This is a genomic window from Bradyrhizobium sp. th-b2, from assembly GCF_000426785.1.
GTDB classification, from domain to species: Bacteria; Pseudomonadota; Alphaproteobacteria; order Rhizobiales; family Xanthobacteraceae; genus Bradyrhizobium; species Bradyrhizobium septentrionale.
Genome location: NZ_AUGA01000063.1, coordinates 1 through 15611, shown reverse-complemented (window position 1 = coordinate 15611; position 15611 = coordinate 1). Strand labels below are relative to the sequence as shown.

The 15611-nt window shown below is 61.8% G+C and carries 11 protein-coding genes and 3 pseudogenes; 6 read left to right on the top strand and 8 right to left on the bottom strand.

The genetic code is table 11. The annotated features are described in order from the left end of the window. Positions 1 to 324 precede the first annotated feature (324 nt). Positions 325 to 576, bottom strand: coding sequence for a hypothetical protein (locus K359_RS59585; protein WP_084518671.1), 252 nt, complete (start codon positions 574 to 576; stop codon positions 325 to 327). A 569-nt stretch (positions 577 to 1145) separates the two neighbouring features. Here K359_RS59585 and K359_RS54545 point away from each other — a divergent pair. Next, positions 1146 to 2480: pseudogene (locus tag K359_RS54545) on the top strand (IS5 family transposase). Between the two features lies 1 nt (position 2481). Here K359_RS54545 and K359_RS64935 read toward each other — a convergent pair. The 3 genes and pseudogenes from K359_RS64935 to K359_RS54535 all read right to left on the bottom strand — a co-directional run bounded on the left by K359_RS64935 (position 2482) and on the right by K359_RS54535 (position 4601). Further along, positions 2482 to 2787, bottom strand: a complete 306-nt coding sequence (locus tag K359_RS64935) for a hypothetical protein (RefSeq protein ID WP_029084182.1) — start codon at positions 2785 to 2787, stop codon at positions 2482 to 2484. A gap of 179 nt (positions 2788 to 2966) precedes the next feature. Next, positions 2967 to 3272 (bottom strand): annotated as a pseudogene (locus K359_RS64930) (hypothetical protein); the annotation flags it as partial. Positions 3273 to 3618: 346 nt separating this feature from the next. Next, positions 3619 to 4601 (bottom strand): annotated as a pseudogene (locus K359_RS54535) (zinc-dependent alcohol dehydrogenase family protein). Positions 4602 to 4866: 265 nt separating this feature from the next. On the opposite strand from K359_RS54535, the gene K359_RS0139600 reads away from it, so the two are divergent. After that, positions 4867 to 5343 (top strand): HPP family protein, encoded by a 477-nt coding sequence (locus tag K359_RS0139600; RefSeq protein WP_029084177.1) that lies wholly within the window; start codon positions 4867 to 4869, stop codon positions 5341 to 5343. Next, the gene (locus K359_RS0139595; RefSeq protein WP_051346668.1) at positions 5325 to 8096 is read left to right on the top strand and encodes a bifunctional acetate--CoA ligase family protein/GNAT family N-acetyltransferase; all 2772 of its coding nucleotides are present in this window, start codon (positions 5325 to 5327) and stop codon (positions 8094 to 8096) included. The genes K359_RS0139600 and K359_RS0139595 overlap by 19 nt, the downstream gene beginning before the upstream one ends. Here the strand turns inward: K359_RS0139595 and K359_RS64925 are convergent. Beyond that, a complete protein-coding gene (locus tag K359_RS64925; RefSeq protein WP_029084175.1) occupies positions 8066 to 8476 on the bottom strand; it encodes a hypothetical protein in 411 nt (136 codons plus the stop codon). The genes K359_RS0139595 and K359_RS64925 overlap by 31 nt on opposite strands. Positions 8477 to 8499: 23 nt before the next feature. Here K359_RS64925 and K359_RS0139585 point away from each other — a divergent pair, with 23 nt between their 5' ends. Then, complete coding sequence (locus K359_RS0139585) at positions 8500 to 8784, top strand: hypothetical protein (RefSeq protein ID WP_245284857.1); 285 nt, start codon at positions 8500 to 8502, stop codon at positions 8782 to 8784. Positions 8785 to 8809: 25 nt separating this feature from the next. On the opposite strand, the gene K359_RS0139580 is transcribed toward K359_RS0139585, so the two are convergent. Together K359_RS0139580 and K359_RS54530 are read right to left on the bottom strand one after the other, a co-directional pair. Then, positions 8810 to 9985 (bottom strand): acetate/propionate family kinase, encoded by a 1176-nt coding sequence (locus K359_RS0139580; RefSeq protein WP_029084173.1) that lies wholly within the window; start codon positions 9983 to 9985, stop codon positions 8810 to 8812. A gap of 49 nt (positions 9986 to 10034) precedes the next feature. After that, positions 10035 to 12443 carry a phosphoketolase gene (locus tag K359_RS54530; RefSeq protein WP_035977914.1) on the bottom strand — a complete coding sequence of 803 codons (2409 nt, stop codon included), beginning with the start codon at positions 12441 to 12443 and terminating at the stop codon, positions 10035 to 10037. A gap of 253 nt (positions 12444 to 12696) precedes the next feature. Between K359_RS54530 and K359_RS62080 the strand changes: the two genes are divergently transcribed. Both K359_RS62080 and K359_RS63640 read left to right on the top strand, forming a co-directional pair. Beyond that, the gene (locus K359_RS62080) at positions 12697 to 12969 is read left to right on the top strand and encodes a hypothetical protein (RefSeq protein WP_245284856.1); all 273 of its coding nucleotides are present in this window, start codon (positions 12697 to 12699) and stop codon (positions 12967 to 12969) included. 26 nt (positions 12970 to 12995) lie between these two features. Beyond that, positions 12996 to 13574 carry a hypothetical protein gene (locus K359_RS63640; protein WP_198031245.1) on the top strand — a complete coding sequence of 193 codons (579 nt, stop codon included), beginning with the start codon at positions 12996 to 12998 and terminating at the stop codon, positions 13572 to 13574. Between the two features lie 484 nt (positions 13575 to 14058). On the opposite strand, the gene K359_RS62075 is transcribed toward K359_RS63640, so the two are convergent. Next, the gene (locus K359_RS62075; protein WP_156928918.1) at positions 14059 to 15309 is read right to left on the bottom strand and encodes a hypothetical protein; all 1251 of its coding nucleotides are present in this window, start codon (positions 15307 to 15309) and stop codon (positions 14059 to 14061) included. Between the last annotated feature and the right edge of the window lie 302 nt (positions 15310 to 15611).

The window sequence follows — 15611 nt, the reverse complement described above, 5'->3', positions numbered from 1 at the left end:
GCTCAACTTCGACATCATGCAAATGTTCGTCGTCGTCCTACTCGTAACCGGGCTTCTGATGGTCGGTGTTCTCTGGAGTGTGTGGCGGCGCCAAGCGTGACCTTCCGCCATTCGTTTGCGTGGCGGTGTCGTTCCGGCATAGCGGCTCAGCTCGCCGCGATCCTGCATTGCCGTTGTGCTTGGTGACGCCGGATCGGCTTATGTCGGCCACGCTTGAACGTAAGCTTAGAGTCCAGCCGCCGATCGCCCGGGGATGATTTTCATGCATAGAGAGGTCAAGGCAGGTTAAGCGAATGCACTCTTCTTGCATTCTAAGCCTGCATTCTAGCGGCCTTCGACCGTGGCGTCCCGACCGGTGAAGGCTATCAGCAGCAACGACAGCGCAGACGCCGCTGCCACAAAGGCCGCGGTCCAAGCTACCGCCGAGACGACAAAGGCTGCCTCAAATCGCCAAGCCAGAAGCGGCTCGGTTGAGGCAAGCGGCATCGCGTCGGGGAAGAACCAATTGTAGAATAGAACGAGCGCCGCCGTAGAGATGGCGCTTCCGGCAAAAAGAACACTCAATGCGCGTTTCATAGCATCCTCCTGTTTTGGTGAAAAGATGCTGACAGACTTCATCGGCTCGACCAATTCCGGATATTCCCTTAGGGCGCGGTCCGCAGGTCGGAAGGGCACGATGTGCTTCGCAAACAGGACATGCTGCGGTGGAGCGTTGTAGTGGGCGAGCCGGAGGCGTCCACGATTTCCCAATTGACGTCGCCGGTTTGAATCTTCGCTTGGACCCTGACCACGTCGACCGCGTCAAGGATAACAGAGACCCCTTGCGCCAAGGCGTGCCCGGCACGATCGAGAACTGGCCTGGTAGACGAGTTCGGATGCCGGGAGTATAGGTCTCCGGCGGCAATGTGGCGTGCTCGGCAACGGCATAGAGTTGCTTGCGAATGACATCCGATCGCAGAACCAGGGCGCCCGGAGTCATCCGTGAAGAATGCAGATCGGCCTGAGAGATAGGCAGAAGTTGTCTGGATAAAGTATTCGATTTTGCAGGAAAGCTGGGTGTTGGGCCACGGTTTCTTGCGTTTTGGGATTTTGCTTTCGAGCGATTCGTGATTCCCTGACGGCGGGTCATCGGCATTGGGACGGCGATGAGCAAACCGCGGGATGATCGCCAGAAAGACCTGTTGCTTCCGGCGCTCGATCAAATCATCGACATGGGCCACCCGCTGGTGCGGTTGGCGGCGCTGATCGACTGGAAGTTTCTGGATGACCGCTTTGGTTCGGTGTGCCAAACCGGGCCGGGGCAGCCTGGCCTGCCGACGCGGCTTGTCGCCGGCCTGTTCATTCTGAAGCACATGCACAATCTCTCGGATGAGGTGCTGTGCGCCCGCTGGATCGAGAACCCTTATTACCAATACTTCTGCGGCGAGTTGAGCTTCTGCCACAGTGCCGTTCGATCGATCGTCGATGACGCGCTGGCGCCAGCGGCTCGGCGAGGAACTGCTCGTCGCGCTGATCCAGGAAAGTCTGTCGGTGGCACACAAGACTGGCGCCATCGGTGCCAAGGACCTGGAGCGGGTGGTGGTCGATACCACGGTGCAGCCCAAGGCCGTTGCCCATCCGACCGACGCGCGGCTGATGCATCGGGCCATCACCAAGCTCGTCGGGCTTGCCAAGCGCAACCGTGTGCCGCTGCGCTAGAACTATCTGCGCCTGGCCAAGCGCACCGCCATCATGGTCGGCCGCTATACCCACGCTCACCAGTTCAAGAGCGCCCGGCGCCAACTCAAGTTCCTGCGGACGCGGCTTGGCCGGATCATCCGCGACATCCGCCGCAAGATTGATGGCGATGCGCGGCGCTGGAAGCGCGCTTCGGCCCGCTGCTCGATCTGGCGCAGCGGGTGCGCAGCCAGGATCAGCATCAGCGCGGCCCCAAGGTCTATGCGTTGCATGCGCCGGAGGTCGAGTGCATGGGCAAGGGCAAAGCCCGCGCGCCTTACGAGTTCGGCTGCAAGGTCAGTATCGCCACCCCCGTGACGTCGCCGAAGGGTGGACAGTTCGTGCTCCATGCCAAGGCGCTGCACGGCAATCCCTTCGACGGCCACACGCTCGGCCCCGTGGTCGCCGACATGGAGAAGCTCACCGGCGTGGAGGCTCGTCGTATCCACGTCGACAAAGGGTACCGCGGCCACAACTACCCGCACCGGTTCAGGGTCTGGATCTCGGGTCAGGTTCGCCGCGTCACGGCTTCCATCCGGCGCGAGATGAAGCGTCGCGCGGCTGTCGAACCCGTCATCGGTCACGTCAAGGCCGAGCACCGCATGGACCGCAACTATCTCAAATGCCGCGTCGGCGACCGTATCAACGCCGTCCTCGCCGCGGCCGGCTACAACTTCGGCCTGCTCCTGCGATGGCTCGCAGAACTCTTGCGGGCCATCATCCGGGCCTTCGCCGAAACTGTCCCGGCTCAAAAGATCGCTTAAATCAGCGCTCGTCCGCGTTCTTCACGGAGGACCCCGGAGGTGGCGCGATCAGATGCGCCATGTCGCGCGCCAGCACGCTCTTGCCGGTACCGGACTTTCCGCCAATTGCAAGCAGGCGGGGCGGCCCCGGTTCAACGAGCCGGCGTGCAAACTCGAAATACCGATTTGCATGGATGGCGATCGTTTCGTCGCTTTGCTGCTGCCGCCGCTTTGTAGAGAGGACGTTGGAGCGTATTGCAGCGCGTATCGACAGAAACAGCGGCAGCAAGGACAACGCGTTCGATTGTGCATCCAAGGTGGCTTGCATGTAGCTGTTGAACAGTCTGTTGGCTGTCGGCCCTGCCCGGAGTACAACAGGTCCATCACGGGGAATGCGAGGTCATAAAGGACGTCGGTTGTTGCGATGACCGGATCGAACTCGATCGCATCGAACAGAACGGGCTCGCCGTCGAGTAGAACGATGTTGCCGAGATGTGCATCGCCGTGACAGTGCCGGACCTGCCCGCGGCGGGCGCGGCGGCGCAACAGCTCGAGATTGCGCGCGAGGGACAGATGGCTCAGTTCGTGCAGTTTAGCGATCGCCTCTCGGGACAGAACTGGCTCGGCGCAAAACTGCTCCGTATTGCGATCAATGATGACAGAGAGCGAGGCTAGCCATGGGGATCCTTTGCGTCCGGTTGCGGTCCGATGGGATTCCAGCAGGATGGCGGCCAGTCTCTCGCCAAGCTCCGGCCGGATTGGATCTTGCTCGGCGAGATGATCGAGCGTCTTGTTTTCATCGAAGCGAGCCATTTCGACGGCCCACTCGATAACCGGTCCGGTCCCTCCGATTGCCGGACCATCGCGCCCGCGTATGATTGGCACCATCCCGCGGTAGATGGAGGGGCGTAGCGCTTGTTGATGGCAATCTCATCCTCGCAAGCGCGCCGCCGCTTCTCCAACGTCGAGTAGTCGAGATAGGGAAGCTTGACCGCTCGCTTGACCTTCAAGACGCGCGAAGGTTCGAGAAAGACGATCGAACAATGCGTGTCGATCCGCCGCACGGCCACGTTCGGTCGGTCCGATCCGGCCAAAAACGACAATACAACGTCCTGGCTGGCTTCACCCGTGGCCGCGTCGGTAGGCGATTCCGCTGTCATCACGGTCTCAGCACAGCAGCGCCGACCAGCTTGCCGTCGCGCAGGCGCGCAAGCGCTTCGTTCGCCTGATTCAAGGGGAAGACGGTGACGTGCGTTCGGATTCCGGCCTTCGCCGCGATCCTGAGAAAGTCGACGCCATCCTGTCGGGTGAGGTTGGCAACGGAGATGATCTGTCGTTCACCCCAGAGAATGTTGTAGGGAAAGCTCGGAATATCAGACATGTGGATGCCGGCGCAGACCACGCGTCCGCCCTTGCGCAGCGCGCGCAATGCAAGCGGGACGAGGGGCCCGCGGGTGCGTAGATGATCGCGGCATCAAGTTCGGCCGGCGGTCGATCGCCCGAAGAGCCGGCCCAGCATGCGCCGAGCGACAAAGCCAAGTGCTGGGCCTCGGTGTCGCCCGCACGGGTCAAAGCGTACACATCCCGCCCTTGCCAACGCGCCACTTGTGCGACGATATGTCCCGCCGCGCCAAAACCGTAGATGCCGAGTTTGCGGCCGTCGCCAGCCATCACCAGGGAGCGCCAGCCGATCAGGCCGGCGCAGAGCAGCGGTGCAAGCTCCGCGTCCTCGCCGTCTTCACCGAGCGGAAAGCAGTAACGCGCGTCTGCCACCAGGTGGGTGGCAAAGCCGCCGTCCCGCGTATAACCGGTGAACAGTGGATCATCGCAGAGATTTTCCTTACCCTCCCGGCAATAAGGGCAGTGCCCGCAGGTCGACCCGAGCCAGGGAACGCCAACGCGCGTACCAAGCTGCGCGCCGCTTACGCCGTCACCAATCGCGTCGATGCGGCCGACCACTTCGTGCCCGGGAACGATCGGATAGGAAATGTTTGGCAATTCTCCGTTGACGACGTGCAGATCGGTGCGGCAAACGCCGCAGGCGCTGACTTTCACGCGGACCTCGCCGGGACGAGGGACTGGGTCCGGCCGTTGCACTTGTTGCAGCGTCGCGCCGCGCGCGGTCAAGATCATGGCGTGCATACCGAAACTCGCTTTAGCTCGATGACCATTCTTTGATCACATCATTTGACTCCGTTTTGATCCTGGTCAACGGCCGATTGGCTCTTCCGGATTAGCTTTGCTTCGCAATCAAGACCCAAAAGGGCCTGCTCAAGACCACCGTCAAGAGGCTGGCCGCCAAGTAGAACAGGCGATCGACATCAAGACGGTGGCGTAAGCGCTTCGCGGGGTAGTTGCTCAGGCAGCGGTGCCTCCGCGAAGTGCCATCCAACCCAGGGGATCAGCCATGTACGAGTTTCTTCAGGAAACCGTCGCGAGCAATATGACGAATTCGGTCCGGAGCGTCGCTCCCGAGATGAGCGTGGGCGATCTTTACCGGCTGTTCGCAAGAGACGACTATGATGCCTATCCCGTCCTGCGCGACGATATCGTAGTTGGGTTCGTCACGAAACTCGACGCCCTTAAGGTGTTCGCGCTCACGACGGATCACATATTGCCACATTATGACGATCGCATGGGGACGACAGTCGACGAGATCATGTCGTGCGATGTGATTGCAGTCGAGCCGGACACAAATCTGCAGCGTGTTCTGCAGCTGATGGTCGCACATCGGCTCAAGAGCCTGCCCGTGGTTGACGGACATCACCACCTGCTCGGAATTATCGCTCGCGAAGACGTCATGCGGGCTCTGGCGCGCTGCACGAATCGACAGGCGCCTCCGCTGGTTCCCTGCGAGACCGTTCGATGTCTACTTTTGGCTTAGAGCGGGTTCTTTTGCCGCGAACAATAGCACTTGTCGGCGGTAGCTCGCGTCCGTCGTCGTTGGGCGGGGCTGTTCTCAGGAATCTCAAGGCGAGCGGCTTTGTCGGCCGGATCGCCGTGGTCAATCCAAACTACGCTGAGATCGGCGGCGAAGCTACGTTCCCGGACATCAAGTCGCTACCGTTCGTTCCGGATCTCCTCGTGATCGCGGCGCCGGCGGCTGCGATACCCGTGATCATCTCGGACGCCGCCGCGGTCGGCGTCGGCGGCGCGGTGATCCTGTCGGCGGGTCTCGGGCACGGCGCGGGCTCGCTTGCCGAAATGGTTGCGCGGACGGCGCGCAAGCACGGCATACGCCTGATCGGGCCCAACTGTATCGGGCTGATGGTCCCGCACGCGAAGCTCAATGCGAGCTTCGCGGCCCATCGTCCATTCGACGGACGGATGGCCCTGATCTCGCAGTCCGGCGCCATTGCTGCCGCGATGATCGAATGGGCTGCGCAACGGCGGCTTGGCTTTTCCGGCATTGTCTCGATCGGCGACCAGCTCGACGTCGACGTTGCCGACCTGCTCGACTATTTCGCATTGGACGACCATACCAACGCGATCCTGCTCTATGTGGAGGCCATCAAGGATGCGCGCAAGTTCATGTCCGCAGCGCGCTCCGCGGCGCGGCTCAAGCCGGTAATCGTCGTCAAGGCGGGGAGGATGGCCCAAGGCGCCAAGGCCGCTGCCACCCACACCGGCGCGCTGGCCGGTTCAGACGCCGTCTTTGATGCAGCATTCCGCCGTGCTGGTATACTGCGTGTGTACGACCTGCGCGAACTGTTCGATTGCGCCGAGTTGCTCGGCCGCGGTTTTGTTCCACGCGGCAACCGGCTGGCGGTTTTGACCAATGGCGGCGGGCTCGGTATCCTAGCGATCGACCGGCTTGCCGAACTCGGGGGCACTCCGGCGAACTTGACGACGGAGATCATTGCTCGGCTCGATCGGGTTCTGCCGCGAGGCTGGTCTCGCGCCAATCCCGTCGATATTTCCGGCGACGCCGATGCCACTCGCTACGTGTCCGCGCTCGACGCATTGCTCGAGGACACGAACAGTGACGCGGTGCTGGTCATGAACGTGGAAACGGCGGTCGCGCCGGCCGAAGGAATCGCTGAAGCGGTGGCACAATGTGTTCTTGATCGTCGGACCAGGAAGAGCGACGTTGGCACGCTGGTGCTTGCATCGTGGGATGGTGCCGACGACCGCACGGCGGCGACCTTTGAAGCTGCCCACATCCCGCATTTTCCGACCGAGGATGATGCGGTGCGCGCCTTCACGTATCTGGTGAGATTCCGCGAAGCCTCCGTCGCACTGGCCGCAACCCCGCCCAGTATCGCCTCGGCGTTTACGCCGAAAACGGCGGCGGCGCGGCGCATAATCGCGAAGGCGCTGTCCGAAGGGCGGGAATGGCTTGACCCGGCCGAGATCGCCGCCCTGTTTGAGGCTTACGATATTCCGATGGTGCCGACGATTGCCGCGCGCGATGCCGACGATGCCGCGGAGAAGGCCGCGCCGTTCCTGGCCCGGGGACTTGTGGTGGCCGTCAAGCTGCTTTCCCGCGACGTCCGTCACAAGTCGGATATCGGCGGCGTCATTCTCGGCTTGCTGACTCGCGAAAGCATCGCCGAGGCGGCCCGGACGGTGCTCGCGCGTGCCCGGAACGCGCGTCCCGATGCCACCCTTCAGGGGGTGACGATCCAACCGATGATCGAGCGGAGGGCGGCACGCGAACTGATCGTCGGCATTGCCGACGATCCTACCTTTGGCCCCGTGATCGTGTTTGGCCGCGGTGGCACCGCGGTCGAGGTGATCAACGATAAGGCGCTGGCGCTGCCACCGCTCGACATGAACCTGGCGCGCGACCTGGTGGGGCGGACTCGGGTCTCGCGGCTGCTTGCGGCCTATCGCGACGTGCCCGCTGTCCCCGGCGACGCCGTGCCGCTCACCCTCGTCAAGCTGGCGCAGATGGCGGCCGATATTCCGGAAGTCGCAGAGCTCGACATCAATCCGCTACTGGCAGACGAGAGCGGCGTGATTGCGCTCGACGCGCGCGTGGCAGTCCGTAGACCAATGCGGCTGTTTGCCGGCCAGACGCGGCTCGCGGTGCGGCCTTACCCGTCTCAATGGGAAGGAGAGCTTGCCCTCAGGGGCGGCTCGCGCGTCGTGATACGGCCGTTGCGGCCGGAAGATGAGCTAATGGTCGAGAACTTCTTCAGGCGAGTGACCGCCGAGGACCTTAGGCTTCGCTTCTTCCAGGCAATGAAGAATTTTTCGCACACGTTCATTGCACGGCTGACTCAGCTCGACTATGCGCGTGCGATGGCCTTTGCGGCGCTGGATCCGAGTACTGGCGCGATGGTGGGAGCAGTCCAGCTTCATTCGGACTCGCTCTACGAGAATGCCGAATATGCTATCCTGCTGCAGTCAGACCTCAAGGGCAAAGGACTGGGATGGGCGTTGATGCAGCTCCTGATCCATTATGCGAGGTCGGAAGGACTCAAGCGGCTGTCCGGCGAAGTGCTGGCCGAGAACACGACCATGCTGAACATGTGCCATGAACTCGGTTTCACGGCCGCCGCAGTGCCCACCGACCACAGGATCATCAATGTCGTCTTAGACCTCTCCCTTCCGGCGATGGATGCCTTGGGGACCGACATCCTGGTCCGGCGTGGGCGCGATCAAAGCGGCGAGACCGCAACGATCCGATAGGGATGCATGCCATCCGCCTCGCGGACAGAGACATATTCGCCGAGGCGAAAGCGCTCGTTGCCGAAATGATATCCGGCTTCATCGGCGGCTGCCCCGGCCACGTCGTAGTGGAATCGCCAGCTGTCGCTCGGTCCGTGCACAAGGTGGCCGAGTTCATCGTCCTCGCCGGGCCGCTGACGAACGACACGGCAGGCCTCGCGATGGGTTTTCCAAGTCTCGACATCGATCCGCGACGCCGTGTCTAGCGGAGCGACGATGATATAGCCGATCGCGGAGGCGCCCTCGGGGTGATCGTGCTCGCGTGCACGTTCGAGCCGGACCTGTCTGAATGAGTGCGGTAACGCAGTATTCGGCAAAGGCTTGAAAGCGGGGCGGATAATCGAAATCTTCCTGAGCGTGCCCGGTGCTGACGGGCCAAACATGCCAAATCATAGGCCTCCCGCCCGCAAAGCCGTTTGATTTGCGTCAAGAACGACCTTTTGAAATCGTGCTCGGAACCCAGCCGCGCGCGATCATCTCCTTCTCTGCGAAGATAGTGGACCAGAATGGTCAGGTAAAGGTTGCAAAGATTCTCGATGACTCCGAAGAGATGACCTCACTGACGCCGCCTGAGGCGGCAGCCGCATTTGATCGGGCCTTCGGCGCGCTCGCACGCGAGCTCGTGATGTGGGTTGCGGCGACGGATTGAATAGGGCGGTTGTAGTGGGCGCAACCTAGCAACCTGCAGCCAGCAGGCTGCGGCAGTGCCGCGCAATGCTGATCTCCTCGTTGGTGGGAATGACCAGCACATCCACCGGGCTGCCCTTCGCAGCGATACGCTGCTTGCTCAGCGCATTTGCGGCCATATCCATCTTGACGCCAAGCCAGGCGAGACGATCACAGATGCGTTGCCTTATTTCAGCGGCGTGTTCACCGATGCCGCCGGTGAACACGAGGCCGTCAAGTCCGTTGAGCGAGGTCGCCATCACAGCGACCTCCGCGGCAACCCGGAACGTGAAGAGATCGATCGCGTCGCGTGCGGCGGCTTCCGGGCTTGCCAGCAGGGCGCGCATATCGGCCGAGATGCCGGACACGCCAAGCAGGCCCGACTTTTCGTACAATAAATGCTGGACCTCGTCGGCGGACATCTTCGCTTCTTGCAACAAATAGAGCAGCACGCCCGGATCGATCGTGCCGCAGCGTGTTCCCATGACGAGACCGTCGAGTGGGGTCAGTCCCATGGTGGTGTCGACGCTCTTGCCCTCGTGCAAGGCACAGAGGCTGGCGCCATTGCCGAGATGTGCCACCACCGTGTGCTTCTGCGTCGGTGCGAGTGCGGCGAGGCGGCCCGCGACATATTCGAAAGAGAGCCCGTGAAAACCATAGCGCCGGATGCCGCGGTCTTCGAAATGGCGCGGAATGGCAAAGCGGCTCGCAAGCGGCGTCAGGTTGTGATGGAAGGCTGTATCGAAGCAGGCGATTTGCGCGAGGCCTGGCCGCAGCGACTGCACCGCACAAACCGGTGTCAGACAGCGCGGCTGGTGCAGCGGGGCGAGCGGGGTCAACGCGTCCATCGCGGCGAGAGCTTGGTCGTCGATCATGATGGGGCGAAAGAAGTCGCGTCCGCCATGCACGACACGATGGCCAACCGCGACAAGCCTGTTCCCGGCGAGATGCCCGTCAATCCAGGTCAAGATGCCGCTGAGCAGATCGACCCGCTGTCCTTCGCCGCCGGGAAGGCCTTTCTTGAACAGCTGTGTTCCGGACGCGGTCACCACGATGTGTGGCGCCGTTTGCTGCTCGTCGATCAGGCCCTTACACTTCAGTTCCGGCTCGACGGGTTCAATGTCGAACAAGCCGAACTTGATGCTGGAAGAGCCTGCATTCAGCACCAGGACATGATCGGACATCGGCGGTCTCTTTCGTGCTCGCTGCAGATGCGGCCTTTCAAATCCTCGATCACCGCAGTGTCGTACCACCTGCGCCGTTGCACCACGCCCAGTCTCGGATCTCCGGCATATCTTCGCCGTGCTCGCGCACGTAACGCGAATGCTCGGTCAGCCTGTCGCGGAATCCCTGCTTGACGTGGGCCGCGCTGATGTCGAGCCCCGGCACCCGCTCGATCGCCTCGATCGCAAGATGGAAGCGGTCAAGCCCGTTCAACACCACCATGTCGAATGGTGTCGTGGTGGTGCCTTCCTCAGCGAAACCGCGCACATGCATGCCGGCATGATTGGCGCGGTTATAGGTCAGGCGGTGGATCAGATAGGGATAGCCGTGATAGGCGAAAATCACCGGTTTGTCTCGCGTGAACAGGCTGTCGAAGTCGCGGTCGGACAGCCCGTGTGGATGCTGCTCCTTCGGCTGCAACGTCATCAGGTCGACGACGTTCACCACGCGAATCTTTAGGTCCGGCAGCGCCTTGTGCAGCAGATCGACTGCGGCGAGTGTCTCCAGCGTTGGAACGTCGCCGGCGCAAGCCATTACCACATCCGGCTCGGCGTTGGGCGGCTCGGTGCCGGCCCATTTCCAGATGCCGATGCCCGCCTCGCAATGATTGATCGCCTCACGCATCGAAAGCCATTGCGGAGCGGGCTGCTTGCCCGCGACGATCACGTTGATGCGATCGTAGGTGCGCAGGCAATGATCGGAGACCCACAGCAGAGTATTGCCATCGGGTGGAAAGTAGACGCGGACGATATCGGCCTTCTTGTTGGTGACGAGATCAACGAAGCCGGGATCCTGATGGCTGAAACCGTTGTGATCCTGTCGCCAGACATGCGAGGTCAGGAGATAGTTCAGCGAGGCAATAGGACGCCGCCACGGCAGCGCGCGCGAAACCTTCAGCCACTTGGCGTGCTGGTTGAACATCGAATCCACGATGTGGATGAAAGCCTCATAGCAGGAGAAGAAGCCGTGACGGCCGGTGAGCAGGTAGCCTTCGAGCCAGCCCTGGCAGAGATGCTCGCTCAGCACCTCCATCACGCGGCCGTCGTGCGCGAGGTGGACGTCGTAGGGCTCGATCCCTTCCATCCAGACCCGGTCGGTGGCTTCGAACACCGCGTCCAGCCGGTTGGACGAGGTTTCGTCCGGGCCCATGATACGGAAGTTGCGGGCGTTCGCATTGAGACTCACGACTTCGCGCAGAAACTTGCCGAGCTCGCGAGTGGCCTCGGCGACCACGCCCCCGGGGCTCGGAACGTCGACGGCATAGCTGCGGAAATCCGGTAGCTTGAGCTCACGCTTGAGCATGCCGCCATTGGCGTGCGGATTGGCCCCCATCCGGCGGTTGCCAGCCGGAGCGAGCGCCTGCAAATCCGGTTCGAGCCGGCCGTCCCCATCGAACAGCTTGCCCGGCTCGTAGCTCCTCATCCAGTGCTCAAGCAGCTTCAAATGCTCGGGATTGCCTCGCGGATTGGTGATCGGCACCTGATGGGCGCGCCAAAATCCCTCAACCTTCAATCCATCAACTTCTTTCGGGCCCGTCCAGCCCTTTGGACTGCGCAGTACGATCATCGGCCACTTGGCGCGCCGAAAGCCCGCAGCCTGTTGGCGTGCATGTTGCTGGATGGAACGGATATTGGCGAGCGCTACGTCTAGCGTGTCGGCCATCAGCCGGTGCATGGCGTGCGGATCGTCACCTTCGACGAACAGCGGCTCGTAGCCGTAGCCGATGAAGAGGCTGCGGACTTCCTCGTCATCCATCCGCCCCAGCACGGTAGGATTTGTAATCTTGTAGCCGTTGAGGTGCAGGATCGGCAGCACTGCGCCGTCATGCATCGGATTCAAGAACTTGTTGGAGTGCCAGGACGCCGCGAGTGGGCCGGTTTCCGCCTCGCCGTCGCCGACGACGCAAACGGCGATCAAATCAGGGTTGTCGAACACTGCGCCATACGCGTGCACCAGCGCATATCCCAGCTCGCCGCCTTCGTGAATTGAACCCGGCGTTTCCGGCGCCGCGTGGCTCGGAATGCCTCCGGGGAAGGAGAACTGACGGAACAACTTTTGCAAGCCATCCAGGTCGCGCGTCACCTCCGGATAGATTTCCGTGTATGTGCCCTCCAGATAGGTATTGGCGACCATGCCGGGACCGCCATGCCCGGGACCGCAGACATAGATGACGTTGAGATCGGACGCTTGGATCGCACGATTGAGATGAGCGTAGATAAAGTTGAGCCCCGGTGTGGTGCCCCAATGACCAAGCAATCGCGGCTTGATGTGCTCGGGTTTAAGCGGCTCGCTCAGAAGTGGGTTTGCCAGCAGGTAGATCTGGCCAATGGAAAGGAAATTGGCGGCTCGCCAGTAACGGTCGAGCAACTCGAGATCTTTGACCTGCGCTCGCTCATTTGGACCCGTGACTGATTGCATGCCGCTCTCCCGAGGAAGGGGTCAGGAATGACCTCAAAATCTGCTAATCGGTTCCGAGTTAAAAGGCCAATGTGACGGGAATAGCTTGAGCCAGCTCAAAGATGCTGGCCAATGCTCGCCCGAGCCTCATTGTTCCCGGCAACGGTGGGCTATCACGCCTTCGCGAAGCCGCTCAGACGGCCGACGGCCGAAAGTGGAAAAGACAGGCCCCACGCTGCCCCTCCGGAAAGTTCCCGTCGTCTTCTGCTGCGGATTGACCCTGCTCAATGCGTCTGTTCGGGCAATCGCGGATGCTGCCAGTATTCTCATCCTCCTGACGAGCGTCACCATGGCCGATCAAGCGAAATTGCCCATTGTCGAACAAGCAGAGCCTCACCAAGACACTCCAACTGTCAGTCGCGCGGAGCAGCCCGCTGATCGCCACTGGTTCCTGGACAAATTGGAAGATGACGAAGTTCGCGAGGCCCTGAAAGGCAGCGCGGCACTCGCCCCTTGCCACACAGAAACAGGTTGGGGCGGTGCTTGAGCGAAACAGTGGATAGGAGGGGGCATATGACCGGTCCCCGGACCGCTCGCTCCGGTTCGATGCCGAGCCCCGAGCATCACGTCGACAGAGCTGATGCGCTTCCAGGTCAACAACCCGAGAGCGCTGAAGTTGATTCTCGCGCGCCCGAGGCCTTGCGCAGGATACTGATGTCGCCAAGCTATCAGGAGGCGGATCAGGATGCCGATTTCATGCAGAGCGAGGCGACGCGCGGCGTCCGCCTTCAGCTCGATTTCCTCAAGACAGAAGCCCTGCTCCGGGAGCGACAGATAGCCCATACCATCGTCGTCTTTGGCAGCACGCGCGTTTGTGAGGCGCAAGCGGCCCAACGGACGGTCGAAGCGATAGCTGGACGGCTGTTGTCGAATCCCGAAGATGAAGGGCTGCGGCGTCGTCTACACGCGAAGCCGTGCGTAACGATGATCACGACACCGGGGCTTGGTGCGAGTTGGGCCAGCCGCAACAGTCATCTTATCCGGCAGCCGCGATACCGGCTCAGGCGCCGGCGTATGATTTCGGACATGTCGTCGCCTTGGGCTTCAATCACGGCCCGCAACGCGCCCCCGACGTCCCGATCGGCGCACTGAATAGAAGAGGAATGCTGCCGCAGTCATTCCAGCAGCCGACAGGTCTGATTATTCATGGTCAGCCCTATATGGCGGTGTTGGGGCCAGGGATGAGGGAAGTGACCCCCAACAATCCGTTCAGCGCGAACATTATTCTGATGCCCCAATTTATAGGCGGCTAAGTCGGCGGCGAGAGGCTAGGCGCGATTCTTCCACCTTTACCACCTGCGGTACGCGCTTGATCCACATACCGCACGATGTTCTTCATGGGCCAGCGGCAGTCACGGTGTCGATCCACCGTTCGGGCAGATCGACAGCGCTGACAGGTTCGCTTTTAAGCCCGTCGCTCGGTGTCGAAGCGTCCGATTGGCTGGTCGATCACAGCCCGGCACCCACGATCCGGCGAGCGCGGGGTCGTGAGCGAGCCGACCCACGTCGTTCACGCGTCCTGGTACCCAACCAAGGTTCTGGTGCCGGCAAGCGACGCGCCAGCAGACCAAGCGCATTACCGAGTTCGCCGTCGCGAATGCGCACGACCGCTCAGTCGATCCTGGAGTGCCTGCCGATCGGCGACGAGGTTGTCGAGGTGAAGCGGCTCGTCATCAGGCCGCTGCCCTTCCGCCAATCGTCTCGCCAGCGTCCGTGTGCCGTCCACCACAAAGACGCCGCAATCATAATTGTTCCCCTGCCGGTTCATGCGCGCGGTCTCGAGGCGAGCGCCCAGCCTGACTGCGAGTTCTCTTGCCCGGTCCGCGTGAGAACGCGTCGGCAAGGAGTCGTAGTGATAGGCAACGATCCCTTCCGGCTCGCGGCGATCAACGAGCAGCAGCGTCCAATGCGTACCGTCGCTGCTACTGACACCGCCATTGTTCACTGGCACGAACAGGAAGTTGGCGGTATCGTTACCATGCTCGTCATTGACGATCGCCAGCAAGGTTTCCTGCACGACGTTCGCGTCATCGGTCAAGCGCAGCAGATGAGCTTCCGCGGGCCGCAGAAACCGGGTGTGGGCGGCCAGATCCGGATTGTCCCTCTGCAATTCCCGCTCCAGGAGTGTGTAATCCGCCGTGATATGCTCGTCACCCAGCCACTGCGTGCGGCGGAGCGCCAGCGGACGCTGCACTGGGACGCCCGATCCGGAGGCCTGTTCATCCGGCTGATCCAGAGGGCCGGACGAGCTTTCGCGACGACTTTTGCCAATCCCTGACTTGAAACATGACCACAGCCCACAGCCTTTGGCACCCTTCGTCGGCATCGCAGACGTCGCAGCCTTGGTCGATGACGATGTTTTTCGCATATCTCCCGCGAAGCCTTCGATGCCCACTGCTGCGGGCTCGTGGGATTCGAAGCTAGATCCAGGGATGAGCGTAATATCAAGTCCTGCCGGATTATTTGGGGTCGGGTGCCTTGTTCCTTGCCCCAGCTTCGTCGTGTAAGGCCGACCATGGATGTAAAAATGTGTTCGCGACTGGAGCGGTGACGTCGGCAGGAGGCCTTTTCTGCTCAGTACACCGATCAGGACATCGGAGGCTGATTGGCAACCATGGTCCCATGCCAAGCCGACGATATGCGTGAAGTCTTGCGCACGCGGGAAGTCCTCCGTTGGCACGCTGGCCTGTATCTCAACCGCGGGGCATGACAACTGGGCGGGCAGATCCAGGTGGCTCGAAGCGGTGCTGAACCCAGGAGATGCCGGTCGCTCAAGATGGCCGAAGGTCGGGGATGGTTCGGCGCTTGCAGACTGCGATGGCGACATCGGCTGTGTCCTCCCAAAAGGTCCCATCCCGCGCTTGGTTGAATCGAAGGCGCCCGGCAATAAACTCGAACGTCAGGCGCTGGAGCCCCGGATCGGAGACCACGCTGTGCCGAGCACTATCAGCCTCACCACCTCGATCAAGGGACGGCACGGGCATCGTGGCCGGAAGGACCCTCGAATTCGTTTCAACAAGAGAGACAAGGACTTCGGATCCGTCTCGCACGCCCTCCCCACGCTCATGATCCGCGAGCTGAACGGAGTTAGACAGGAACGCGACACGATCGATTAGATAATTTCCGTGC

Coding starts and splice junctions, on each gene's coding strand:
- K359_RS59585 (WP_084518671.1), bottom strand. CDS start 576: ATGAAACGCGCATTGAGTGTTCTTTTTGCCGGAAGCGCCATCTCTACG.
- K359_RS64935 (WP_029084182.1), bottom strand. CDS start 2,787: ATGCAAGCCACCTTGGATGCACAATCGAACGCGTTGTCCTTGCTGCCG.
- K359_RS0139600 (WP_029084177.1), top strand. CDS start 4,867: ATGTACGAGTTTCTTCAGGAAACCGTCGCGAGCAATATGACGAATTCG.
- K359_RS0139595 (WP_051346668.1), top strand. CDS start 5,325: ATGTCTACTTTTGGCTTAGAGCGGGTTCTTTTGCCGCGAACAATAGCA.
- K359_RS0139580 (WP_029084173.1), bottom strand. CDS start 9,985: ATGTCCGATCATGTCCTGGTGCTGAATGCAGGCTCTTCCAGCATCAAG.
- K359_RS54530 (WP_035977914.1), bottom strand. CDS start 12,443: ATGCAATCAGTCACGGGTCCAAATGAGCGAGCGCAGGTCAAAGATCTC.
- K359_RS63640 (WP_198031245.1), top strand. CDS start 12,996: ATGACCGGTCCCCGGACCGCTCGCTCCGGTTCGATGCCGAGCCCCGAG.
- K359_RS62075 (WP_156928918.1), bottom strand. CDS start 15,309: ATGTCGCCATCGCAGTCTGCAAGCGCCGAACCATCCCCGACCTTCGGC.